The sequence below is a fragment of the Klebsiella africana genome, assembly GCF_020526085.1.
GTDB lineage: Bacteria > Pseudomonadota > Gammaproteobacteria > Enterobacterales > Enterobacteriaceae > Klebsiella > Klebsiella africana.
In genome coordinates this window covers 2851563-2873725 of record NZ_CP084874.1, presented here as the reverse complement: position 1 = coordinate 2873725, position 22163 = coordinate 2851563, and the positions used below count along the sequence as shown (strand labels likewise).

The 22163-nt window shown below is 60.4% G+C and carries 19 protein-coding genes; 12 read left to right on the top strand and 7 right to left on the bottom strand.

All coding sequences use genetic code 11. The features are described from left to right. Positions 1 to 215: 215 nt before the first annotated feature. Positions 216 to 3743, bottom strand: coding sequence for a pyruvate:ferredoxin (flavodoxin) oxidoreductase (nifJ, locus tag LGL98_RS14040; protein ID WP_136031827.1), 3528 nt, complete (start codon positions 3741 to 3743; stop codon positions 216 to 218). Between the two features lie 135 nt (positions 3744 to 3878). On the opposite strand from nifJ, the gene LGL98_RS14035 reads away from it, so the two are divergent. Continuing rightward, the gene (locus LGL98_RS14035) at positions 3879 to 4094 is read left to right on the top strand and encodes a hypothetical protein (protein WP_136031826.1); all 216 of its coding nucleotides are present in this window, start codon (positions 3879 to 3881) and stop codon (positions 4092 to 4094) included. A gap of 11 nt (positions 4095 to 4105) precedes the next feature. Further along, complete coding sequence (locus LGL98_RS14030) at positions 4106 to 4369, top strand: putative hemolysin (RefSeq protein ID WP_004140155.1); 264 nt, start codon at positions 4106 to 4108, stop codon at positions 4367 to 4369. Between the two features lie 45 nt (positions 4370 to 4414). Here LGL98_RS14030 and hslJ read toward each other — a convergent pair whose 3' ends face one another. The 3 genes from hslJ to LGL98_RS14015 all read right to left on the bottom strand — a co-directional run bounded on the left by hslJ (position 4415) and on the right by LGL98_RS14015 (position 6615). Continuing rightward, complete coding sequence (gene hslJ, locus LGL98_RS14025) at positions 4415 to 4855, bottom strand: heat shock protein HslJ (protein ID WP_136031824.1); 441 nt, start codon at positions 4853 to 4855, stop codon at positions 4415 to 4417. A gap of 122 nt (positions 4856 to 4977) precedes the next feature. Then, complete coding sequence (locus tag LGL98_RS14020) at positions 4978 to 5967, bottom strand: 2-hydroxyacid dehydrogenase (RefSeq protein ID WP_136031822.1); 990 nt, start codon at positions 5965 to 5967, stop codon at positions 4978 to 4980. Between the two features lie 147 nt (positions 5968 to 6114). After that, positions 6115 to 6615 carry a DedA family protein gene (locus LGL98_RS14015; protein ID WP_136031820.1) on the bottom strand — a complete coding sequence of 167 codons (501 nt, stop codon included), beginning with the start codon at positions 6613 to 6615 and terminating at the stop codon, positions 6115 to 6117. Between the two features lie 206 nt (positions 6616 to 6821). On the opposite strand from LGL98_RS14015, the gene LGL98_RS14010 reads away from it, so the two are divergent. Genes LGL98_RS14010 through LGL98_RS14000 form a run of 3 tightly spaced genes read left to right on the top strand, consistent with a single transcriptional unit; the run spans position 6822 to position 9974 of the window. Continuing rightward, positions 6822 to 9461: a YdbH family protein gene (locus LGL98_RS14010; protein ID WP_136031816.1), complete on the top strand. Its 2640-nt coding sequence runs from the start codon at positions 6822 to 6824 to the stop codon at positions 9459 to 9461. Beyond that, positions 9458 to 9643 (top strand): YnbE family lipoprotein, encoded by a 186-nt coding sequence (locus LGL98_RS14005; RefSeq protein ID WP_004140145.1) that lies wholly within the window; start codon positions 9458 to 9460, stop codon positions 9641 to 9643. Before LGL98_RS14010 ends, LGL98_RS14005 begins: the two co-directional genes overlap by 4 nt. Positions 9644 to 9650: 7 nt before the next feature. Continuing rightward, positions 9651 to 9974, top strand: a complete 324-nt coding sequence (locus tag LGL98_RS14000; protein ID WP_002902522.1) for a YdbL family probable chaperone protein — start codon at positions 9651 to 9653, stop codon at positions 9972 to 9974. Here LGL98_RS14000 and feaR read toward each other — a convergent pair whose 3' ends face one another. Beyond that, positions 9975 to 10877 carry a transcriptional regulator FeaR gene (gene feaR / locus LGL98_RS13995; protein ID WP_136031815.1) on the bottom strand — a complete coding sequence of 301 codons (903 nt, stop codon included), beginning with the start codon at positions 10875 to 10877 and terminating at the stop codon, positions 9975 to 9977. 235 nt (positions 10878 to 11112) lie between these two features. On the opposite strand from feaR, the gene LGL98_RS13990 reads away from it, so the two are divergent. The 3 genes from LGL98_RS13990 to LGL98_RS13980 all read left to right on the top strand — a co-directional run bounded on the left by LGL98_RS13990 (position 11113) and on the right by LGL98_RS13980 (position 14776). Further along, entirely contained in the window at positions 11113 to 12612 is a 1500-nt protein-coding gene (locus LGL98_RS13990) for an aldehyde dehydrogenase family protein (protein WP_136031813.1), read from the top strand. A gap of 124 nt (positions 12613 to 12736) precedes the next feature. Then, a complete protein-coding gene (locus LGL98_RS13985) occupies positions 12737 to 13627 on the top strand; it encodes an oxidoreductase (RefSeq protein WP_136031811.1) in 891 nt (296 codons plus the stop codon). Between the two features lie 165 nt (positions 13628 to 13792). Then, positions 13793 to 14776, top strand: coding sequence for a zinc-dependent alcohol dehydrogenase family protein (locus LGL98_RS13980; RefSeq protein WP_226651747.1), 984 nt, complete (start codon positions 13793 to 13795; stop codon positions 14774 to 14776). A gap of 2 nt (positions 14777 to 14778) precedes the next feature. Here the strand turns inward: LGL98_RS13980 and tynA are convergent, their stop codons facing one another. Then, a complete protein-coding gene (tynA, locus tag LGL98_RS13975) occupies positions 14779 to 17046 on the bottom strand; it encodes a primary-amine oxidase (protein WP_136031805.1) in 2268 nt (755 codons plus the stop codon). A 279-nt stretch (positions 17047 to 17325) separates the two neighbouring features. Then, positions 17326 to 19371, bottom strand: coding sequence for a phenylacetic acid degradation bifunctional protein PaaZ (paaZ, locus tag LGL98_RS13970; RefSeq protein WP_136031803.1), 2046 nt, complete (start codon positions 19369 to 19371; stop codon positions 17326 to 17328). A 287-nt stretch (positions 19372 to 19658) separates the two neighbouring features. On the opposite strand from paaZ, the gene paaA reads away from it, so the two are divergent. Genes paaA through paaD form a run of 4 tightly spaced genes read left to right on the top strand, consistent with a single transcriptional unit; the run spans position 19659 to position 22159 of the window. Beyond that, the gene (gene paaA / locus LGL98_RS13965) at positions 19659 to 20588 is read left to right on the top strand and encodes a 1,2-phenylacetyl-CoA epoxidase subunit PaaA (protein WP_136031801.1); all 930 of its coding nucleotides are present in this window, start codon (positions 19659 to 19661) and stop codon (positions 20586 to 20588) included. Between the two features lie 11 nt (positions 20589 to 20599). Next, positions 20600 to 20887 (top strand): 1,2-phenylacetyl-CoA epoxidase subunit PaaB, encoded by a 288-nt coding sequence (gene paaB, locus LGL98_RS13960; protein ID WP_004224492.1) that lies wholly within the window; start codon positions 20600 to 20602, stop codon positions 20885 to 20887. A gap of 7 nt (positions 20888 to 20894) precedes the next feature. Further along, the gene (gene paaC, locus LGL98_RS13955; protein WP_136031799.1) at positions 20895 to 21650 is read left to right on the top strand and encodes a 1,2-phenylacetyl-CoA epoxidase subunit PaaC; all 756 of its coding nucleotides are present in this window, start codon (positions 20895 to 20897) and stop codon (positions 21648 to 21650) included. Between the two features lie 11 nt (positions 21651 to 21661). Beyond that, entirely contained in the window at positions 21662 to 22159 is a 498-nt protein-coding gene (gene paaD / locus LGL98_RS13950; RefSeq protein ID WP_100630862.1) for a 1,2-phenylacetyl-CoA epoxidase subunit PaaD, read from the top strand. Positions 22160 to 22163 lie beyond the last annotated feature (4 nt).

Genomic DNA, 22163 nt, shown 5'->3' with positions numbered 1-22163 from the left:
GATAATTATGCTGAATACATTTATAGATAATATACAAAATAAAAATTATACATGTCCGCGCTAATCACGTATTATTTGCGCGTTATATGCCTTTATTGTCATGCCAATAATTTATTGTTGCCGTCTCATTCTGCGGAATGATTTTGTTTATCGGTAAAACGACAAGCCCGAACGTTATGTTCGGGCTTTTTTTATGGCCAAAGGTGACGGGGCGGTTAACCTTCGCTTGGCGATTTCTCCGCTTTGCCAGCCAGCTGGGCGAGGAAGTCATAGCGCTTCTGCAGATCGGCGGCGGCGTCTTTCCATAGCTGCTCTGCCACTTCAGGCTGCTGGGCGTTCAGGCGGCGGAAACGTTGCTCATTAAGCAGCGTCTCGGCCAGCGCGTCTGACGGCGGTCGGGAATCCAGCACCAGCGGGATCTTGCCTTCGTCTGCCCGACGCGGGTCGAAGCGGTAGAGCGGCCAGAAGCCGGTGGCGGTCAGTTGACGCATCTGGTCGTGACTGAGCGCCAGATCGTAGCCGTGCTCTTCGCAAGGGCTGTAGGCGATGATCAGCGATGGCCCCGGATACGCTTCCGCTTCCTGAATCGCTTTCACCGTCTGGTTCAACTGGGCGCCCAGCGAAATCTGCGCGACATAGACATGACCGTACATCATCATGCTGACGCCCAGATCTTTACGCGCCTTGCGTTTGCCATGCTCGCCAAACTTGGTGACTGCCCCCAGCGGCGTGGCTTTTGACGCCTGTCCGCCGGTGTTGGAGTAACACTGGGTATCCAGCACCAGAATGTTGACGTTTTCCGTCAGGCTCAGCACATGGTCCAGGCCGCCGAAGCCGATATCGTAGGCCCAGCCGTCGCCGCCGATCAGCCAGACGGATTTCTCCACCAGCGCGTCGGCATCGGTCAACAGCTCTTCAGCTCCCGCCACGCCGGCCAGCGCCTGACGCAGGGCTGCCACCTGTTCGCGGCGAACTTCCGGCGTCGCCTCGGCATGCAGCGCTGCGTTCAGCTCTGCCGGCAGTTTGTCGGCAAATTCGCTCAGCAGGCGCATCACGCGCTGGCGATGCTGGTCGACGGTCAAGCGGAAGCCGAGCCCAAATTCGGCGTTATCCTCAAACAGCGAGTTGGCCCACGCCGGGCCGCGGCCGTTGGCGTCGGTGGTATAGGGCGTTGAGGGCAGGTTACCGCCATAAATGGAAGAGCAGCCGGTGGCGTTAGCAATCAACATCCGGTCGCCGTACAGCTGAGTAAGTAGTTTGATATACGGCGTTTCGCCACAGCCCGAGCAGGCACCGGAGTATTCAAACAGCGGGCTAATCAGCTGCGAGGTGCGAATATCAATCCGCTCCAGTTTAGTGCGGTCGATTTCCGGCAGGTTGAGGAAGTACTCGTAATTGACCTTCTCCTCTTCCACATGCTCCAGGCGCGACATCATATTGATGGCCTTGATCTCCGGGTTCTGGCGATCTTTTGCCGGGCACACTTCGACGCACAGGTTACAGCCGGTGCAGTCTTCCGGGGCGACCTGCAGAACGTATTTCTGTCCGCGCATATCGCGGGATTTAACGTCCAGCGAATGCAGACTGGCAGGGGCGTGCTCCATCTCTTCCGGCGCGACCACTTTGGCGCGGATCGCCGAGTGCGGGCAGGCGGCGACGCAGTGGTTGCACTGAGTACACAGCGCTTCCTTCCAGATGGGGATCTCTTCGGCGATGTTGCGTTTCTCCCAGCGGGTGGTGCCCATGGGCCAGGTGCCGTCCGGCGGCAGCGCGGAAACCGGCAGCGCATCGCCGAGGCCGGCCAGCATTGCGGCGGTGACCGTTTTGACGAAATCCGGCGCGGCGTCGGAAACCACCGGCGGGCGGTTGGGACTGCTGGCGTTCACCGGCTGGAGCGGCACTTCCGCCAGTGATTCTCGGGCCAGGGCCAGCGCCTGCCAGTTGCGCTCCACCAGCTCCTGGCCTTTGCTGCTGTAGCTTTTGGCGATCGCTGCCTGCAGTTCTGCCAGCGCGCTATCCCCCGGCAGGATCTGGGTCAAATGGAAAAAGGCCATCTGCATGACGGTATTGATGCGCGCCCCGAGGTTGCATTCACGGGCAATTTTTGCCGCGTTGACCACGTAAAAATGCGCTTTTTTCTGATTCAGGGTGGCCTGGACTTCCTGTGGCAGGCGGGACCAGACCTCATCGGCGCTGTACGGCGTGTTGAGCAGGAAAATACCGCCGGGCTTTAGCCGCTCGGCCATCTGGTATTTATCGATAAACTGCAGCTGGTGGCAGCCGACGAAATCAGCCTGCGAAATCAGATACGATGAACGGATCGGTTTTTCACTGACCCGCAGATGCGAGACGGTGAGGCCGCCGGCCTTCTTGGAATCATAGACAAAATAGCCCTGGGAGAACCACGGGGTCGAGTTGCCGATGATTTTAATGTTGTTTTTGGTGGCCGACACGCTGCCGTCGCTGCCCAGACCGTAGAACAGGGCCTCGAGCTTCGCCTCTGCTGGCAGGGTATTTTCACCCAGCGGCAGCGACAGGTTGGTCACGTCATCATAGATCCCGACGGTAAAGCGCGGCTTAGGCTGAGCGGACTGCAGTTCACTGAATACTGCCAGCACGCATTCCGGGCCGAACTCCTTGGAGGAGAGGCCATAGCGGCCGCCGATAGTGCGCGGCAGCGTCTCGCGCTCGCCGCGATTAAAAGCTTCCGCCAGGGCGGTCATTACGTCGAGATACAGGGGCTCCGCATGGGCGCCGGGCTCTTTGGTGCGATCGAGCACCGCTACTGCCCGGGCGCTTTCCGGCAGCGCTGCCAGCAGGTGGGCGGCAGAGAACGGGCGATAGAGACGCACTTTCAGCACGCCGACTTTCTCGCCGCGGCTCAGCAGTTCATCAACCACCTCTTCGCAGGTGCCGATGGCCGAGCCCATAATGACGATCACACGCTCTGCCTGCGGGTGGCCGTAAAACTCAAACGGTTTGTACTGGCGGCCGGTGGCGGCGGCGAAGTCATCCATCGCTTTTTCGACATGATCATAGACCGCGTCGTACCACGGGTTGGTGGCCTCCCGCGACTGGAAGTAGGTGTCGGGGTTAGCCGAGGTCCCGCGGATCACCGGGTGTTCCGGATTAAGCGCGCGCTGACGATGCTCGGCGATCTTATCCTGTGGCAGCAGGGCGCGAATGGTGTCATCCGCCAGCGGGGCGATTTTGTTGATTTCGTGCGAGGTGCGGAAACCATCAAAGAAATGAATAAACGGCACCCGGCTTTGCAGGGTGGCGATATGCGAGATCAGCGCGAAATCCTGCGCTTCCTGGACGCTGCTGGCGCACAGCATCGCACACCCGGTCTGACGGACGGCCATGACATCGGAATGGTCGCCGAAGATCGACAGCGCGTGGGTGGCGACGGTGCGGGCGGCGACGTGCAGGACAAACGGCATCAGCTGGCCGGCCAGTTTGTACAGCGTGGGGATCATCAGCAGCAGGCCCTGCGATGAGGTAAAAGAGGTGGAGAGGGCGCCGGTCTGCAGCGCGCCATGTACGGCGCCAATGGCACCCGCCTCTGACTGCATTTCGACCACGCGGGGGACATCGCCCCAGACGTTTTTCAGCCCATTGCCGGCCCAGGCGTCAGCCTGTTCCGCCATCGTTGAACTGGGCGTGATCGGGTAGATGGCGATAACTTCACTGGTGCGAAACGCGACGGAAGCGACCGCGCCATTACCATCAATCGTAATCATATGAAGACACCCTTACATTGCGCAAAAGAATGGACGCGTGAAACCGCGACGCGCCCTGTAATTATATAAGGGGTAGTTTAGCAAACCGTTGGCGCCGCCATTTTTGCATTTGTGTCCTCAATGCGCCGGGTATCCGTGACCAGATCAATATTTTGCGTGGTTCGCAGAGAAAATGGCTGCCTGCCGGGAGATGAACCACATGCGCCGGGCGGCATGGCCGAGGCAGATCAAGCTTTAGGCAAAAATTTGCTAGAAAATGTTAATGAGACGCATAAATACGTGTTTACCCTCTCGACGCCGCGCAGCACGCTGCCTATTATTCTTGGGTTTGCTTTTTTAAGACGTTTCTGAGGGGAGAGAGAATGCGAGCTGCGATGTTAGTAGGATGTGCGGCGCTGTTGCTGTCGGCGTGCAGTAGTGAACCCGTTCAGCAGGCCACGGCGGCGCACGTCACGCCGGGAATGCGGGCGGCGATGAGCGACGCCGGTCAGGCCAACTGCGCCATGATAGGCGGCTCGTTATCGGTGGCTCGTCAGCTCGATGGTTCGGCGATTGGCATGTGCGCGCTGCCGAACGGCAAACGCTGCAGCGAGCAGGCGCTGGCGGGCGGCAGCTGCGGCTACTAACAGCGGCCCCGTCGCGGGGCAGCGTCAGCGGCACCTCAACGCCGGCTAGTGCATCAGGTCGGCGAGCTTATAGACCAGCGTCTGGTCGGCGGTCGCCAGCGTCAACTGGCTTTCCGTCAGATCGACCTGCGCGCCCTCGCGCAGCATCTTACCGATCGTCGCATCCAGGGTATTGAGCTGGGCGTCGTTGCACAGCATCCGGGTCATCGCCAGCGATTTGACCTTTAGCTCGCCGTCTGACACTTTGCCTTCTCCGCTAAAGCCGTTGCACATATTGCCAGATACATACATCTTGCCCGTAATAGCCATCTTCTCGCCGAAGCTTAGCTCCAGCGGCCGGTCGCTGGCGTTAACCGCCTGGCCGTTGACGCTGGTCAGCACGAAGCGATGATGCTGCAGCTGTTCCGCACCGGTGGACACTTTACTGTTATAGACACAGCCGGACAGCAGCATACCTGCCACCAGAAGCGCCGCAAATTTGTTCATTTTTACTCCAAAACATTCACATAACTAATAAAACCAAGCCAGTGTAACGGTATCGCAGCGGGGATCTGTGGGGATTATCTGAATGTGCTCCCCCCGGGAGAGGAGCACAAAAGGGAAAGGCGTCAGACGATGGCGTTCGGGCAGGTTTCGCCGTTGGCGACCTGCTGCAGATTGCCCAGCGTGGTCTCCGAAATGCTGATCAGCGCCTCGGCGGTAAGGAACGCCTGATGGCCGGTGAACAGCACGTTATGGCAGGCGGAGAGGCGGCGGAAGACGTCGTCCTGGATAACGTCGTTGGATTTGTCTTCAAAGAACAGATCGCGTTCGTTTTCATAAACGTCCAGCCCCAGCGCGCCAATTTTCTGGTGCTTCAGAGCGTCAATGGCCGCCTGGGAGTCGATCAGCGCGCCACGGCTGGTGTTGATCACCATCACCCCGTCTTTCATCTGATCAAACGCCTGGCGATTCAGCAAGTGATAGTTTTCGTCGGTCAGCGGGCAGTGCAGGGAGATCACGTCCGATTCCTTATACAGCGTGGCGAGATCAACATATTCCACCCCCAACTCCAGCGCGGCGGCGCTTGGGTACGGGTCGAACGCCAGCAGGCGCATGCCGAAGCCTTTGAGGATCCGCAGCATTGCCACGCCAATTTTCCCGGTGCCGATCACCCCAGCGGTTTTGCCATACATGGTGAAACCGGTGAGGCCTTCGAGGGAGAAGTTGGCATCACGGGTACGCTGGTAGGCGCGGTGGATGCGGCGGTTGAGCGACATCATCATGCCGATCGCATGTTCAGCGACCGCTTCGGGCGAGTACGCCGGCACGCGGACCACCCGCAGGCCAAGCTCTTTCGCCGCCTCGAGGTCGACGTTGTTAAATCCGGCGCAGCGCAGGGCGATATACTTCACGCCGTGGGCTTTTAGCTCTTCCAGCACCGGGCGGCTGCCGTCGTCATTAACGAAGATACACACTGCTTCACAACCGTTGGCGGTTTTAGCGGTCTTCGCTGTCAGCAGGAAGTCGAAGAATTCCAGTTCAAAGCCGTATGTATCATTAACGTGCTGCAGGTACTTTTTATCGTACTGCTTCGTACTATAAACCGCGATTTTCATAAGACTTTTCTCCAGTGATTATACCGTCACGGTAGCATATTTAAAATAATCGTACAATTATTAAAAAATAGTTTAATGAGAAGGTGCTAATCCTAATTCTAGAGCATATCGTGGACTTGCGGAATCTCCTTGAAAGACAAAGTTTTTTCACCATAAACTCAGGCTGAAAGCGCCGGGGGAGAGCAGTAGCAGCGGCCATAGCAGACCGGAGCTGACGTTGGCCAGCTGGAACGACCATAGCGGCAGACCGCTGGCGCCGCTGACGAAGGGCAGGCTGGCGCGCAGGGGAGAGAGAAAACGGCTGAAGAAGATAGCCCACAGGCCATAGCGCTGAAAAAAGAGTCGGCTGCGTGCCAGCCGCTCGGCGGTCAGCCAGCGTAGATGTGTGAGGCGGTGACGGTAGCGAATGCCCAGCCGCCACGAGAGCCAGAATCCGCCGATGGCGCCGAGGCTGGCGCTGGCCCACATTAGCAGGAAATGCCCGAGACTGGCGGAAGCGAATGTCCCCAGCAGCAGCAGGCCGGAGGTGCCGGGGATTGCCAGCGAGACCAATGCGCAGGATTTAGTGAAGGTAAGCAGAAAAACAATCAGCAAAACCCATGGATAGTGGTCCTGTGCGCTCTCTATGAGCGAGATAATTAACGACACCGCTTCTCCCGCAAGCCATTCCTGTCTGGCTGGAGTGTGGCAGGGAGTGCTTAAACAAAAGCTAAATGGTGACGAGCGATCGTCGCGCCGCGAGTGCGGCTGGCAACTATGCTTTAACAGGTCGCAAACTTTCACTCACTGGTCGAACGTGTCACAATGAGCGCCTTTCGGCTTTTACTTATGTTGAATCAGGATATTAACTGCCCATGAAGGGTAAATATAAAGCCGCCATCGCGCTGGTGTTAGCGCTGGTGTTATTGCCGCTAACGCTGTTGTTGACGCTGACCCACTGGGTGCCGACGCTGGCGGGCATCTGGCTGCCCGTGGGCACACGTATCTCGCTGCAGGAGAGTCCGCGCCTGACGCGGTCGGCCCTGCTGATCCCCGATCTGCGTTATCTGGTGGGCGACTGTGAAATCGCCCGCGTGACCGATGCCCGTCTCTCGCGTCCCAGCCGCTGGCGGCTGCACATTGGCCAGCTGAATATTAATAGCGCCTGTCTGAATAAACTACCGGCCAGCGATCCTACGCCGGGGTCGCCGCGCACCCTCGCCGAATGGCAATCGATGTTGCCCTATAGCTGGTTAACCATTGACAACCTGCGGCTGGCGCCGTGGGAGAAATGGCAGGGGCGGTTGGTGATGTCATTGACGCCTGCGCAGCAGGATATCGGCTTTGCCGGTAAGGAACTGAGTCTGCAGGCGCGCCTGCGCGGCCAGGCCCTCACCGTCAGCCAGTTCAGCGCCCGGCTGAATGAAGATCAGCCGCCGGTGAAGCTGGTAGGGACCTTCCATCTGCCGCTGGTACCGGATGGTCTGCCGGTTGACGGCCAGATGCAAGGCACCTTCGAATTCCCGCAGACCGCGGAATGGATCGATGCTGAGCTCGAGTGGCAGCACAATCGCGGCCAGCTGCTGGTAACGCCGCGCGGCGAGGTAGAGCCCATTCTGGACCTGCCGTGGGAGATCACCCCCGAACGGATCACCATCAGCGACGGCCGCTGGCGCACCCGTTACGAGGCGTATCCGCTGCGCGGGCGGGTGGCGCTGTCGGTGGGCAACTGGCAGCAGGGCACCGAACAGATGATCGTCAGCGGCCGCCTGAATGTTCTCACCGAGGGGCATGCCGGGAAGGGTAATGCGGTGCTGAATATCGGCCCTGGCAAACTGAGCATGGATAACAGCGACCTGCCGCTGCGGCTCACCGGCGAGGCCAAGCTGGGGGAGATGATCTTCTACGCGGCGCTGCCGGCCCAGCTCAGCGGGCCGCTGGTCAGCCCACAGCTGGCGTTTCATCCCGGGGCGCTGCTGCGCTCGCGCGGACGGGTGATCGACGCGCTGAATATTGACGAAATCCGCTGGCCGCTGGCCGGGGTAAAGGTCACTCAGCAGGGCGTCGATGGCCGCCTGCAGGCCATCCTTCGCGCCCATGAGCAGCAGATGGGCGACTTTACGCTGCACCTGGACGGTCAGGCGAGCGATTTTCTGCCCGACAGCGGCCGCTGGCAGTGGCGCTACTGGGGCGAGGGACATTTCACACCCATGCAGGCGCGCTGGGATGTGAAGGGCAGCGGGGAGTGGCGCGACAATGCCATTACCCTGAGCAGCCTCTCCACTGGCTTCGACAAGCTCGAGTACGGCACGATGCGGGTCAGCACGCCGCGTCTGACCCTCGAGCAGCCGATCCGCTGGCTGCGCGATGCTGAGCATCCGCGGCTGACCGGCGCGCTGTCGCTGGATGCGGCAAAAACCACCTTCACCGGCGGCAGCTATCTCCCGGCGTCGACGCTGAAATTTGCCCTCGACGGCCGTGACCCGACAAGATTCCAGTTCACCGGCGCCCTGCATGCCGAGAAGATTGGCCCGGTGCGGTTGACCGGGCGCTGGGATGGCGAACGGCTGCGCGGCCAGGCATGGTGGCCAAAACAATCGCTGACGGTGTTCCAGCCGCTGGTGCCGCCGGACTGGAAGATGAACCTGCGGGAAGGCAGCCTCTATGCACAGGTGGCCTTCTCGGCGGCAGCCGGGCAGGGATTTGAGGCAGGCGGCCATGGCGTCCTGAAGGGCGGCAGCGCCTGGATGCCGGATAACCAGATCAACGGCGTCGACTTCGTCCTGCCGTTCCGCTTCAGCGACGGCCACTGGCAGCTGGGCACCCGCCGCCCGGTCTCCCTGCGCATTGGCGAAATCGTCAACCAGGTCACCGCGCGCAACCTGACGGCGGATCTGCAGGGCACCTGGCCGTGGAGCGAGGCCAATCCGCTGCAGCTCAGCGACGTCAGCGTCGATCTGTTAGGCGGTAAGTTGACGCTGCTGCAGCTGCGTATGCCGCAGCGCGACCCGGCGTTGATCCGCCTGCAGCATATCTCCAGCAGCGAACTGACCAGCGCCGTCAAGGTGAAACAGTTCGCCATGTCCGGCGCGGTGAGCGGCGCGCTGCCGCTGTGGCTGGAGAATAATCAATGGATTATCCACGACGGCTGGCTACGCAATGACGGGCCGATGACCCTGCGACTGGATAAAGACACCGCCGATGCGCTGGTGGCGGACAACGTCTCCGCCGGGGCGGCGATCAACTGGCTGCGCTATATGGAGATCTCCCGCTCTTCGACGCGGATTAATCTCGATAATCTGGGCGTGCTGACGCTAAAGGCTACCATTAACGGCACCAGCCGGGTGGAAGGGAAAAGCAGTACCGTGCAGCTAAACTACGCTCATGAAGAGAATATTTTCGATCTGTGGCGCAGTTTACGCTTTGGCGACAATTTACAGGCGTGGCTCGAACAGAATGCCATGCTGCCCGTGCGGCGCTGTACGGACGGTAAGACGTGTAAGGAACCTAAATGAAGAAGCTGTTACTGGCCATGGTGGCGTCGATGCTGCTCGCCGGCTGTACGCCGCGCATCGAAATCGCGGCATCGAAAGAGCCCATCACCATCAATATGAATGTCAAAATTGAGCATGAGATCCATATCAAGGTCGATAAGGATGTGGAAAACCTGCTCAAATCCCGCAGCGATTTGTTCTGAGGCGACGATGAGAAAACGACTGTTAACCGCGGCGCTGACGCTGGCTTTACTCAGCGCGCCCGCGCTGGCGTTGACCCTGAGCGAAGCGCGCCAGCAGGGGCGGGTAGGGGAGACGCTGAACGGCTATCTGGCGCCGCTGCGCCAGGATAAAGAGACCTTAGCGCTGGTGAAGCAGATCAACGCCGCGCGCAGCGAAAGCTACCAGCAGCTGGCGGATGACAACAATCTGCCGGTGGATGAAGTGGCGAAAATGGCCGGGCAGAAGCTGGTGGCCCGCGCGCAGCCCGGCGAGTACGTCCAGGGATTGAACGGCCAGTGGCTGCGCAAATAATTAGCGACAGCGCTTGCGGTATTCCCCCGGGGTGACGCCAAAGCGCTGCTTAAAGGCGGTGGAGAAATGGCTATGGTCACTGAAGCCCCAGCGGTAGCCGATCCCCGCCAGCTTTTCATCGTCATGGACGTTCTGTAACGCCTGGGCGCACAGATCCAGCCGTCGGTTCTTAATATACTGCGCCACCACCAGCCCTTGGTCGGCAAACAGCCGGTACAGGCTGCGTACCGACATGCCCGTCTCGCTGGCCAGCCACTCCGGGCGCAGATGTTCCGACTGAATGGACGCATCGATTAACGCAATAATCTTCTGAAACTGCTTTTCCCGCCGGGAGGGGGCAGGCTCGCGCTGATGCAGCACCGGGCGCAACAGGCAGGCGATCGCCTCCAGCGCGGCTTCGCTCTCGCTGGCGGAGAGCGTCGTGCCGGCCATGCTTTCCAGCAGCAGTCGCTGGCTGAGCTGGACCATTGGCAGAGATTTGTCCAGCCGGCAGGCGGTGGCGATGTCGCCTGTCGGTGCCACCCGCTGGCGCGGCAGCAGCAGCGAGGCCTGTCGCGAGGTCTGCTGCCAGACGATGGAGCAGGGGCGGGCGGCGTCGATTAACGTGATATCGCCCGCCGCGAGCGTCACCTGGCGATCGTCCTGTTCGATCACCGCTTCGCCGGTGAGCTGAAACACGGTATAGAACCAGGCGTCGTTATCACGTTTTATCTCATTGCGCGTGCGGTAGAGATTAACGCCGGCGGCGGTGACCGTGCTGACCTTGAGGCTGCCGGCGTAGCGGGCGTCAATCTCACCGTGGAATCTCTCCTCCAGCGGCCGGGCGGCGAAATGGCCGCAGACCTGATTGATCGTCGCCAACCAGCGCTGATACGCCAGCCCCCCCTCTGCCGTGGTCATCATTCGCCCTTCTCCTGTAATAACAATGTTTCTGCATTGTTGCATTTATGTCGCCTCAGGCAAGGGCGCGATGACGGGTATATGAAAGAACTATTACCCGTGGCACATTTCTGCGAGGGCAGACGACGGAATTGCGGCGACTGTCACAGCGGCGCAAACGAATGTCACAGAGAAAAAAGCGCCAACTGCCAACCGGACATAGACTGAAAGCACGATCCGCGAAGAATAAGGAAAGGGTATGTCCACCTCTCAGATAGCGCTGCTTGCCAGCGTCCAGCAGTTTTTAGACCGTCAGCATGGCCTGTATATCGACGGCGCCCCCTGCGCCGCGCAGAGCGAAAACCGGTTAACCGTCTGGGATCCGGCCACCGGGCAGGTGATTGCCACCACCGCCGACGCCAGCCCGGCGGATGTTGACCGGGCGGTGATGTCCGCCTGGCGCGCTTTTGTCGATCGCCGCTGGGTCGGGCGCACCCCGGCCGACCGTGAACGCATCCTGCTGCGTTTTGCCGATCTGGTGGAGCAGCACGGCGAAGAGCTGGCGCAACTGGAAACCCTCGAGCAGGGCAAATCCATTGCGATCTCTCGCGCTTTTGAGGTCGGCTGCACCCTGAACTGGATGCGCTACACCGCGGGGCTGTCCACCAAGATTAGCGGCCGGACGCTGGACGTTTCGATCCCTTTCCCGCAAGGGGCGCGTTACCAGGCGTGGACCAAAAAAGAGCCGGTCGGGGTGGTGGCGGGCATCGTCCCGTGGAATTTCCCGCTGATGATCGGCATGTGGAAGGTCATGCCGGCCCTGGCGGCGGGCTGTTCGATCGTCATCAAGCCCTCAGAAACCACCCCGCTGACCCTGCTGCGGGTGGCGGAGCTGGCGACCCAGGCGGGCATTCCTGACGGGGTATTCAACGTGGTGACCGGCAGCGGCGCCGGCTGCGGCGCGGCGCTGACCGCCCATCCGCAGGTGGCGAAGGTCAGCTTTACCGGCTCGACGGCGACCGGGAAACAGATTGCCCGCGTGGCCGCCGACCGCCTGACCCGCGTGACGCTGGAGCTGGGCGGCAAGAATCCGGCGATTGTGCTCAAAGACGCCGACCCCCAGTGGGTTATTGAGGGGCTGATGACCGGAAGCTTCCTCAATCAGGGGCAGGTCTGCGCCGCCAGCTCGCGGATCTACATCGAAGCGCCGCTGTTTGATACCCTGGTCAGCGGGTTCGAGCAGGCGGTGAAATCACTGCAGGTGGGGCCGGGGATGCAGGAGACGGCGCAGATCAACCCGGTGGTCTCCCGGGCCCACTGCGACAAAGTGGCGGCCTACCTCGAAGAGGCTCGCCAGCAGAAGGCAGAGCTTATCAGCGGCAGCGGCGGACCAGATGCGGGAGGGTACTATATTCCGCCGACGCTGGTGGTAAACCCGGACGCCGGGCTGCGCCTCAGCCGTGAGGAGGTGTTTGGCCCGGTGGTGAACCTGGTGCGAGTGGCCGACGGCGAGGAGGCGCTGCGCCTGGCCAACGACAGCGATTTTGGTCTGACCGCCAGCGTCTGGACCCGCGATCTAACCCAGGCCCTGAACTACACCGACCGTCTGCAGGCGGGGACGGTATGGGTCAACAGCCATACCCTGATTGACGCCAACCTGCCTTTCGGCGGTATGAAGCAGTCTGGTACCGGCCGCGATTTCGGCCCTGACTGGCTCGACGGCTGGTGCGAAACCAAATCCGTCTGCGTGCGTTACTAGCCCTCCGTCGGGGAAGGCGAAAGGCTTTTCCCGACGCTCCGCTTGCCGACCTCCGGTCTTTCTCGCTACTGTGGAGGGCAATCTTTGCCTAATCTGGGCGGTGAATCATCAGGAGGTCTTCGGCATGACAGCATTTCCTAAGGTTGCACTAATTGGTCCCGGCGCCATCGGCACCACGATTGCCGCCGCCCTGTTTGAGAGGGGAAGGGCGCCGATGGTCTGCGGGCGCACCGCCCATTCGGCGCTGGTACTGCGCACTGACGAGGGCGAGATCGTGGTGCCCGGCCCGGTGCATACCGACCCAACGGCGATAGCCGCCCCCTTCGACCTGGTGTTTGTCGCGGTGAAAACTACCCAGACGGAGGCCATCGCCCCCTGGCTGACGGCCCTGTGTTCCGCTGACACCGTGGTGTGCGTGCTGCAAAACGGCGTTGAGCAGCGCCAGCAGTTTGCCCCCTTGTCTGGCGGCGCGACGGTGCTGCCGTCGGTGGTCTGGTTCCCGGCGCAGCGCGATGCCGATGCCTCTGTCTGGCTGCGCGCCACGCCGCGCCTGACCCTCCCGGATCTGCCGGGGGCAGAGCGGGTACAGCAGGCGCTGGCAGGCACCCGCTGCGCGGTGGAGCTGGCGGCGGATTTTACCACCGTGGCCTGGCGCAAACTGTTGCAGAACGCGGTTGCCGGACTGATGGTGCTGACCGGACGACGCGCCGGGATGTTCGCCCGGGAGGACATCACTGCCCTCGGGCTGGCTTATCTGCGCGAATGCCTGCAGGTGGCGCGGGCGGAAGGGGCCGCCCTGAGCGACAGCGTGCCGGAGGAGATTATCGCTGGCTTTCACCGCGCCCCTGCCGACTTAAGCACCTCTATTCTGATCGATCGCCTGAATGGCCGACCGCTGGAGTGGGATATTCGTAACGGCGTGGTGCAGCGTCGCGGGCGTCAGCACGGCATTCCGACGCCGCTCAGCGATATCATCGTCCCGCTGCTGGCCGCAGCCAGCGACGGGCCGGGTTGACCCGGGCAGGCGCAGGGTTAATCGACCAGGGAGGGATCGAGGTCGATCATCAACTGCTTCATTTCGGCAAAGTGCCGCCGCGAGAAATCGGCAATCCTCTCCCGGTCCAGGGCGCCCGCAGTAACCCCGACGCGCAGGTGTGAGCCACTGGAGGCGGGATCTGCTATGATCCCGCCTTTCGCTGTCTGGAGCCTGTCGATGTTCAACGACGCCATTGTTTATGACCGCTACGGGCCGCCGGCCGACGTGCTGACCCTGAAACGCCTGCCGCTGGCGCCGCTGGCGGGGGGGCGGGTGCGGGTCAGGATGCGCTTTGCCCCGGTGAATCCTTCGGATCTGATCCCCGTGACCGGTGCCTATCGCCACCGCACCCGACTGCCGGCCGTCGCTGGCTATGAAGGCCTTGGCGAGGTGGTCGCCGCGCCATACGGCAGCCGGCTGTCCGCGGGACAGCGGGTGCTACCTCTGCGCGGGGACGGCACCTGGCAGCGGTTTATCGATCTGGATGAGACCTGGCTGGTGCCGGTGCCGCCAGCGGTTGACGATCTGCTGGCCGCCCGCGGGTATATCAATCCGCTGACCGCGATGCTGATGCTCAAGCGCTGGCCGGTTGCCGGAAAACACCTTGTGCTGACCGCGGCATCATCCTCCTGCGCCAGTCTGCTGGGACAGTGGGCGCTGGCCATGGGGGCCCACTCGGTGAGCGGGATTATTCGCTCGCCCCAGCACCGGGCGCGCCTGGAACAGGCCGGGATCTATCCGATCCTCGATACCGACCGGGCGCTGATGGAGAAGGTCAGCCAGCACAGCGATCTGGTGTTTGACGCGGTGGGCGGCGAACTGGCGAATACGCTGCTGTCGGTGCTGCCCGCCTCGTCGACCCTAATCTCCTATGGGCTGTTATCCGGGCGGCCGCTGACCCAGACGCGCGGTAGCGCGACGGTGCGCAAGTTTCATCTGCGGGAGGCGTTGCCGACACTCAGCGTGGCGGCGTGGCGGGCAGCGTTTGACGAGATTTGGCAGCGCTTGCCAACGACTACGCAGCCGCCGGCCCAGCGCATAGCGTTGAACGACTGGCGGGCGGCGATTGCCGCCGCCGACCAGCCGGGAAGAGGCGGTAAAATCCTGCTCGATTTTACCGCGGGTTAAGATTACTTTTTCTTCTCGCCAAGGGTTGGGGTTTCGTCAAAAAAGTTCCACGGCTTGAGCAGCGCGTGCGCCCATTCGGTCGGCATGATCGGCCACTCTTCGGCGCGCGCCACGTGAGTGGTGCCGGTGGTGATCCACACGACGTCATCGTGGTTAGTTAGCGACTCATCATCCTTCGCGTACTGGCCCAGGCCGGTATCGTGGGCGGAACGGTTCGGGTATTTCCCTTCCGGATATCGCTCTGTCGGGTGGTAGCGCGTCACCCACAGCTGTTTATCCATAAAGCTCAGACGATGGTAGATCCACTCGTCCGGGGCGAATTTGGCGCCGGTCGCCGCCGGATGCGTACCGCCGGCATACGGGATAATTTGATAAGAGACCGGGTTGCCCATGCGGTTCTCTTTGCTGGTGTTGCTCAGCAGGCGGATAGTGCCCGGGTCAAATTTCTGCGCCGCTTTTTGCTCGCTGTCAATCGTGTACTGATTCACCTGCATGGTACTGGTGCGCGGGCCACCGGCGGTGTTGGGCTTCACTTCCGGGTCCATCGCCACCAGGGTGTTGTTCTCGCCGTCCACGTCGAGGTCGAGGCGGAAGTTATAGATGTGCTGGTGGGTGGTGCCGACAATATTATGGTCGATCAGCGTTCCGTAGCGGGTATCCTCTTTGGCGCTGGGGTCATGCATGGTCTTCGCCTTCACACCTTTAACAGCTTCAATGCCGGTGGCACCGGCGTCGATACCGATGGTGCCGTTGTCGTGGAACACCCAGTCAAAGATATAGTCGTAGTTGCCGACGGTGCTGATCCAGCGCACCACCAGCTCCCGGCGTTCGGTGCTGACGTTGGGTTTGCCCATCTCCAGGTGCTTATATTCCGGTCCGGCATAGCGTTCGAATATGGCCACCGCGCCTGGAATCATGGTCGGTTTGCCGGTGTAATCGGCGATAGTTTCGTCCAGCAGTACCGCATTTGACGGGGCATCCTTGCCGCGGACAATCGGCGATGTCAGAGTGCCCATGCCGTAATCGCCGGAGTCGAGGTAGGCTTTGAAATACCAGCCGACGTCCGGGTCGCCGTAGGGAACGATCATCCCGCCGAGGGAACCTTCATACATCACCTGGCGTTTTGTGCCGTTATCGTTGTAGGTCACCGTTGAAAGAATGGGTCCGACGCGGGAGTTAAGACGCAGGTGGAAATCCCAGTTCTGCCAGTGAATGGTATCCCCGGTAATGGTGTAGTTTTTGCCCTCTGGTTCTGTAATATCCAGCGGTTTCACCGCCGGGGCGTTGCGGTCGCGGCCATCATAAGGGCGGGGTTCCATTGGCACCGGGATCACCGGGCCTTCTTCAATTTTGATAATTTTCTTCGCTTCAAGGTCGACCACCGCCACCAGGTTTTCAATCGGGTGCGCCCAGTAGTTGCCGTCGCCGGTATCCAGATAACTGACGACCTTCAGCAGACGCGCATCCTGCTGCAGGCCATCTTTGCCATCAAAGTAGCCAACGGTGAGCGGGGTGGTAACCACTTTGCCAGGATCGGTGATACCGTGCTTTTTCAGCACCTCAGCGAATTCGCTGCTGGCATTGATAATGTTCTGCACGCTGACAAAATCATCGAGCAGCACCATTCCGTGGGCGTTTTTAACTGGCTTCCAGGAGAGGATTTTTTTGTTTTGCAGATCGACGACGGCTTCAATCACGTGTTTGCCATCGAGCATCACCACATCGGCGGTGCGCGGGGCATCAACGGGCGTTCCCTGCAGGGCAAAGGCCCATACCGCCGCCTTGTCCGGCTCGTGTAAGGAAATCTCCGTAAAGCGGGTATTCGGCTGGAATTCCGGCGCGGCTTTAACAATGGTCACCGCTTCACCGATTTCCGCCGCCGAGAGCGAGTTTAGCGGGTGAGGGCGCTTTTCTACCTGGAAGGTCTGATCGAGACCGGACTGGAACACATCGTTGATAAAGGTATCGGAGACCCAGGCTTTACCCTCCTTCATTACCACCGGCACCGGTAGATCAAGGGATTTACCGTTGACGATCGCCGTTTTGGCGCCGGGCTTGACTTTGACGTAAGCGCCGTCTTTTATCAGGGTAAACATTTGCGCGTAGTCATCCCACTGCACATCGGCGCCGAATTCCTGCAGCGTTTTATCCAACGGCACCATGTGCGCTTCGCTACCGTGAGCGAAGACCGGTGATTGCCAGGCGCAAACCACTGCCACGGCCAGCGCCAGCGCGGTTTTACGAGGAGAAAATTTCAAGCCGTTTGCCATTGTGACCTCATCTTATTGTTGTGTTGTCTCTTGCCGCTGCGAATGTCGGCTTTGTCACCCTTAAGCTACCAGCCAGCGGCGCCGGGGCGTTTGTTTGCTTTTGCCAGCTTGTTTGTCAGTTTTGCCAGACGGACGTAAAAAATGCCTCCGCAGAGGCATTGAGAACGTGAGCCGATTTTTTTGCCGGGTGGCGGCTGACGCCTTACCCGGCCTACCCAACCGGGTCTGACTGTCTGTAGGCCCGCGCAAGCGCAGCGCCGCCGGGCGATTTTCAGCGCATCACGCCGGGAAGTCTCCCTGCTGGCGCGCCACCAGGGTAAGAATGGAATACAGCGCCACCGCCTGCTGGTGCTGGTTGAAAATCTCCACCGCCCATTCAACGACGCCGGTGGCTTTCTCATCGGCGCTGCGCTGCCGCTTAACCGTTTTCCGCTTACAGGTCAGGCGAACCTGAATGGTGTCTCCCGGTTTGACCGGCTCAATAAAGCGCAGGTTTTCCATGCCGTAGTTGGCGATAACCGGCCCGACGCCGGCATCGACGAACAGCCCGGCCGCAGCGGAGATCAGGAAATAACCGTGGACCACCCGCTCGCCAAAAATCGACTCGGCGGCGGCGATTTTGTCCATGTGCGCGTAGAAATGATCGCCGCTCAGGCAGGCGAAGTTAACGATATCCGCTTCGGTCAGCGTTCGGCGCGGGGTTAATAAGCTATCGCCAGGCTGGATCTCTTCGAAGTATTTACGGAACGGGTGAATGCGGTCTTCATTCACCTGAGCGCCGCGCACCCACTGCTGGCCGATGGTCGCCAGCATCGTTGGGCTGCCCTGGACGGCGGTACGCTGCATATAGTGTTTCACCGAACGCAGCCCGCCGAGTTCTTCTCCGCCGCCCGCGCGGCCAGGGCCGCCGTGTACCAGCTGCGGCAGCGGCGAGCCGTGGCCGGTGGACTCGACCGAGGACGCCTCGTTAAGGATCTGAATACGACCATGCGCGCGGGCGGCGCCGAGGATAAACTCGCGCGCCAGCTCGCCGCTGGCGGTGACCAGCGTACCGGCCAGACTGCCGCCGCCGGCGCGCGCCAGCGTCAGCGCATGCTGGCGATCGCGATACGGCATTAACGTCGCCACCGGACCAAAAGCTTCAATCGCGTGAACCGCCGGCGTTTCATCCGGCTGTGAGCAGTACAACAGGGTCGGCGGGAAAAACGCGCCGGCCGCGCTGAGGTCCGCCTCTCCACCGAGCAGTACTTCGCAGCCAGCGGCTATTAGCTTATTGACGCTCTCTTGTACGTCCTGACGCTGCTCGCTATTGACCAGCGCTCCCATTTTTATGCCTTCCTGCGCAGGGTCACCGACGGTTACTTTATGCAGGCGGGCGATCAGTGCATCGCTAACCGCATTAATCTGCGCCAGTGGCACGATGATTCTGCGGATAGCGGTACATTTTTGCCCGGCTTTCGCCGTCATCTCGCGGACCACTTCCCGAATAAACAGCGCGAATTCCGGATGCTCCGGCGTGACGTCTTCACCTAATACGCAGCAGTTGAGCGAATCCGCTTCCATGGTAAAGGGAATGGATTTAGCCACCAGGTTAGGGTGCGCCCGCAGCTGCTGACCGGTGGCGGCTGAGCCGGTAAAGGTCACCACGTCCTGGCTATCGAGATGGTCGAGAAGATCGCCGGCGCCGCCGCAAATCAGGCTGATGGCGCCTTCCGGCACCAGGCCGCTGTCAACAATCGCTTTCACCATCGCCTGGGTGAGCTGGGCGGTAGCGGTGGCCGGTTTAATGATAGCCGGCATGCCGGCAAGCCACGTGGGCGCCAGTTTTTCCAGCATTCCCCAGCAGGGGAAGTTGAAGGCGTTGATATGGACGGCGACGCCTGACTTCGAGGTCAGCACGTGACGTGCGGCAAAACCGCCCTGTTTGGAGAGCGGGATGAGCTCGTCTTCCGGCCACAGGATATCGTCCGGCATTTCGCGGCTACCCAGTCCAGCATAAGTGAATAAAGTACCGATACCGCCTTCAATATCTACCCAACTGTCGGCGCGGGTCGCGCCGGTTTGCGCGGAGATGGCGTAGAACTGATCTTTCTGCTCCAGCAGGTGTTTCGCCACCGCTTTCAGCATCGCGCTACGTTCAATAAAGGTCATCGCCTGCAGAGCCTTACCGCCGCGCTCAATCGCGAAGCGGCGCGCCTGCGCCATATCCAGACCTTCACTGGTCACCTCCCATAGCGCCGCGCCGGTGATGGCGTGATGGATAGTACGGGCGCGGCCCCGGCCGGTCTGCCAGGCGCCGGATAAGTAGCTGGCTAACTGCTGCATCGCAAATCTCCAAATGTGTTACGTGTGATATCTATAAATAGTTCTTTTATGAATCATAAAATGCAAGCCTATATTTAATAAATTATTAACATTGTGATCGCGATGGAGTTACGTTTTAGGTTTAACTGGCTGTATTTATTGTGGTTTACAAAAGGTTTTGCGGAGATCATCACAAAAGGAGCAAACAAAATTTGTGGTTTTCTTTAACCAATATGTAACCTTCAATGAACAAAGTGATTCACATAAATGTTTTTATTGTGAATATCGGAATCATAAAAGGTGATGACGTGACAGAAGAACAACGCTTTGACCAGCGCATCGCGCAGGAAACGGCCATCGAACCGCAGGACTGGATGCCGGACGCCTATCGTAAGTCCCTGATTCGGCAGATAGGCCAGCACGCGCACTCGGAAATCGTCGGCATGCTGCCGGAAGGCAACTGGATCACCCGCGCGCCGACGCTGCGCCGCAAAGCGATCCTGCTGGCTAAGGTACAGGACGAGGCCGGACACGGGCTGTACCTCTATAGCGCCGCGGAAACGCTGGGCTGCGCCCGGGAAGACCTGTATCAGAAAATGCTCGACGGGCAGATGAAATACTCCTCCATTTTTAATTACCCGACCCTGAGCTGGGCCGATATCGGCGTGATCGGCTGGCTGGTCGATGGCGCGGCCATCGTCAACCAGGTGGCACTGTGCCGGACCTCCTACGGCCCCTATGCCCGGGCGATGGTCAAAATCTGCAAAGAAGAGAGTTTTCACCAGCGCCAGGGATTTGAAGCCTGCATGGCGCTGGCGCAGGGCAATGACGCACAGCGGCAGATGCTGCAGGATGCCATTAACCGCTTCTGGTGGCCGGCGCTGATGATGTTTGGCCCTAACGATGACAACTCGCCGAACAGCGCCCGCAGCATGGCGTGGAAAATCAAACTGCACTCCAACGACGAGCTACGTCAGCGCTTCGTCGATAACACCGTGCCGCAGGTAGAGATCCTCGGTATGACCGTCCCGGACCCGGATTTGCGCTTTGATGAAGCCAGCGGCCACTACCGCTTCGGCGAAATCGACTGGCAGGAATTCAACGAGGTGATTAGCGGCCGTGGCATTTGCAATCACGAGCGGCTGGCCGCCAAGCGTAAGGCCTGGGAAGAGGGCGAATGGGTGCGCGAAGCCGCGCTGGCCCATGCGCAAAAACAGCAGGCCCGCAGCGCGGCATGAGGAGAGACAACATGAGCAAAGTTTACTGGCCGTTATATGAAGTGTTCGTTCGCAGCAAACAGGGGTTATCCCATCGTCACGTCGGCAGCCTGCACGCCGCCGATGATCAAATGGCGCTGGAGAACGCCCGCGATGCCTATACCCGCCGCAGCGAAGGCTGCTCAATTTGGGTGGTGAAGGCCAGCGAAATCGTTGCTTCGCAGCCGGAAGAGCGCGGCGAATTCTTCGACCCGGCGGAAAGCAAAGTCTACCGTCATCCGACTTTCTATACCGTGCCGGACGGCATGGAACATATGTGAGGCGGCGATGAATACCCCTAACCCCGTAGCCACCTACGCCCTGCGGCTTGGCGACAATGGTCTGGTTCTGGCCCAGCGTTTAGGCGCCTGGTGCGGCCATGCTCCCGAGCTGGAGATCGATCTTGCGCTGGCCAACATCGGCCTCGACCTGCTCGGCCAGGCGCGCAATTTTTTAAGCTATGCCGCCGAACTTAACGGCTGCGGCGACGAAGATACGCTGGCCTTTGGCCGCGATGAACGCCAGTTCAGCAACCTGCTGCTGGTGGAGCAGCCCAACGGTAATTTTGCCGACACTATCGCCCGTCAGTTCTTTATCGACGTCTGGCACGTCGCCCTGTTCGGCCGACTGGTGAACAGCCGCGACGCGCAGCTGGCGGCCATTGCCGCTAAAGGGCTGAAAGAGGTGCGTTACCACCAGCGCTTTAGCCGCGGCTGGCTGGAGCGTCTGGGTAACGGCACCGAGTTATCAAATCGCAAAATGCAGCAGGCGGTCGACAATCTGTGGCGCTTCACCGGCGAACTGTTCCTGGCTGATGAAGTGGATCTCCGCCTGGTTGAGCAGGGTATTGCGGTTGATCCGCGCGAGTTGCAGGCCGAATGGCAAAGCGCGGTACACACCGCGCTGCTCGACGCCGGTTTAAAGATCCCGCAGGAAGCGGCCTTCCGCAGCGGCGGCAAACAGGGGCTGCACAGTGAACATCTCGGCCCGCTGCTGGCGGAGATGCAATATCTGCAGCGTTCGCATCCCGGACTGCAGTGGTAAGTGAGGTGACTATGCAACGTCTTGCCGATATCGCTCCTGCAGAGGTTCGCACCATCTGGGGGTTATTAAGCGCGATCCCGGATCCGGAAGTGCCGGTACTCACCATCACCGACCTCGGTATGGTACGCAGCGTCGCGCGCCATGGCGACGGCTGGGTGATTGGCTTTACCCCGACCTATTCGGGCTGTCCGGCGACGGAGCATCTGCTGGGCGAGATCCGCACGGTCATGAGCGAGCATGGCTTTCTGCCGGTGCATATCGTTCTGCAGCTGGATCCGCCGTGGACCACCGACTGGATGAGCCAGGATGCCCGCGAGCGCCTGCGCCAGTACGGCATCAGCCCGCCCCAGGGGCACGCCTGCCATGCGGACATGCCCACCGAGGTGAGCTGCCCGCGCTGCGGCAGCACCCATACCTCGCTGATTAGCGAATTCGGTTCCACGGCCTGTAAAGCGCTCTATCGCTGCGACAGCTGCCGCGAACCTTTTGATTACTTTAAATGTATTTGAGGTT

Excerpts from the sequence above, each read along its gene's own strand:
- LGL98_RS13985 (WP_136031811.1), top strand. The coding sequence starts at position 12,737 with ATGACAGCATTTCCTAAGGTTGCACTAATTGGTCCCGGCGCCATCGGC.
- LGL98_RS14010 (WP_136031816.1), top strand. The coding sequence starts at position 6,822 with ATGAAGGGTAAATATAAAGCCGCCATCGCGCTGGTGTTAGCGCTGGTG.
- LGL98_RS14030 (WP_004140155.1), top strand. The coding sequence starts at position 4,106 with ATGCGAGCTGCGATGTTAGTAGGATGTGCGGCGCTGTTGCTGTCGGCG.
- LGL98_RS13980 (WP_226651747.1), top strand. The coding sequence starts at position 13,793 with ATGATCCCGCCTTTCGCTGTCTGGAGCCTGTCGATGTTCAACGACGCC.
- LGL98_RS14020 (WP_136031822.1), bottom strand. The coding sequence starts at position 5,967 with ATGAAAATCGCGGTTTATAGTACGAAGCAGTACGATAAAAAGTACCTG.
- LGL98_RS13990 (WP_136031813.1), top strand. The coding sequence starts at position 11,113 with ATGTCCACCTCTCAGATAGCGCTGCTTGCCAGCGTCCAGCAGTTTTTA.
- paaD (WP_100630862.1), top strand. The coding sequence starts at position 21,662 with ATGCAACGTCTTGCCGATATCGCTCCTGCAGAGGTTCGCACCATCTGG.
- tynA (WP_136031805.1), bottom strand. The coding sequence starts at position 17,046 with ATGGCAAACGGCTTGAAATTTTCTCCTCGTAAAACCGCGCTGGCGCTG.
- nifJ (WP_136031827.1), bottom strand. The coding sequence starts at position 3,743 with ATGATTACGATTGATGGTAATGGCGCGGTCGCTTCCGTCGCGTTTCGC.
- paaC (WP_136031799.1), top strand. The coding sequence starts at position 20,895 with ATGAATACCCCTAACCCCGTAGCCACCTACGCCCTGCGGCTTGGCGAC.
- feaR (WP_136031815.1), bottom strand. The coding sequence starts at position 10,877 with ATGATGACCACGGCAGAGGGGGGGCTGGCGTATCAGCGCTGGTTGGCG.
- LGL98_RS14000 (WP_002902522.1), top strand. The coding sequence starts at position 9,651 with ATGAGAAAACGACTGTTAACCGCGGCGCTGACGCTGGCTTTACTCAGC.
- paaB (WP_004224492.1), top strand. The coding sequence starts at position 20,600 with ATGAGCAAAGTTTACTGGCCGTTATATGAAGTGTTCGTTCGCAGCAAA.
- hslJ (WP_136031824.1), bottom strand. The coding sequence starts at position 4,855 with ATGAACAAATTTGCGGCGCTTCTGGTGGCAGGTATGCTGCTGTCCGGC.
- paaZ (WP_136031803.1), bottom strand. The coding sequence starts at position 19,371 with ATGCAGCAGTTAGCCAGCTACTTATCCGGCGCCTGGCAGACCGGCCGG.
- LGL98_RS14005 (WP_004140145.1), top strand. The coding sequence starts at position 9,458 with ATGAAGAAGCTGTTACTGGCCATGGTGGCGTCGATGCTGCTCGCCGGC.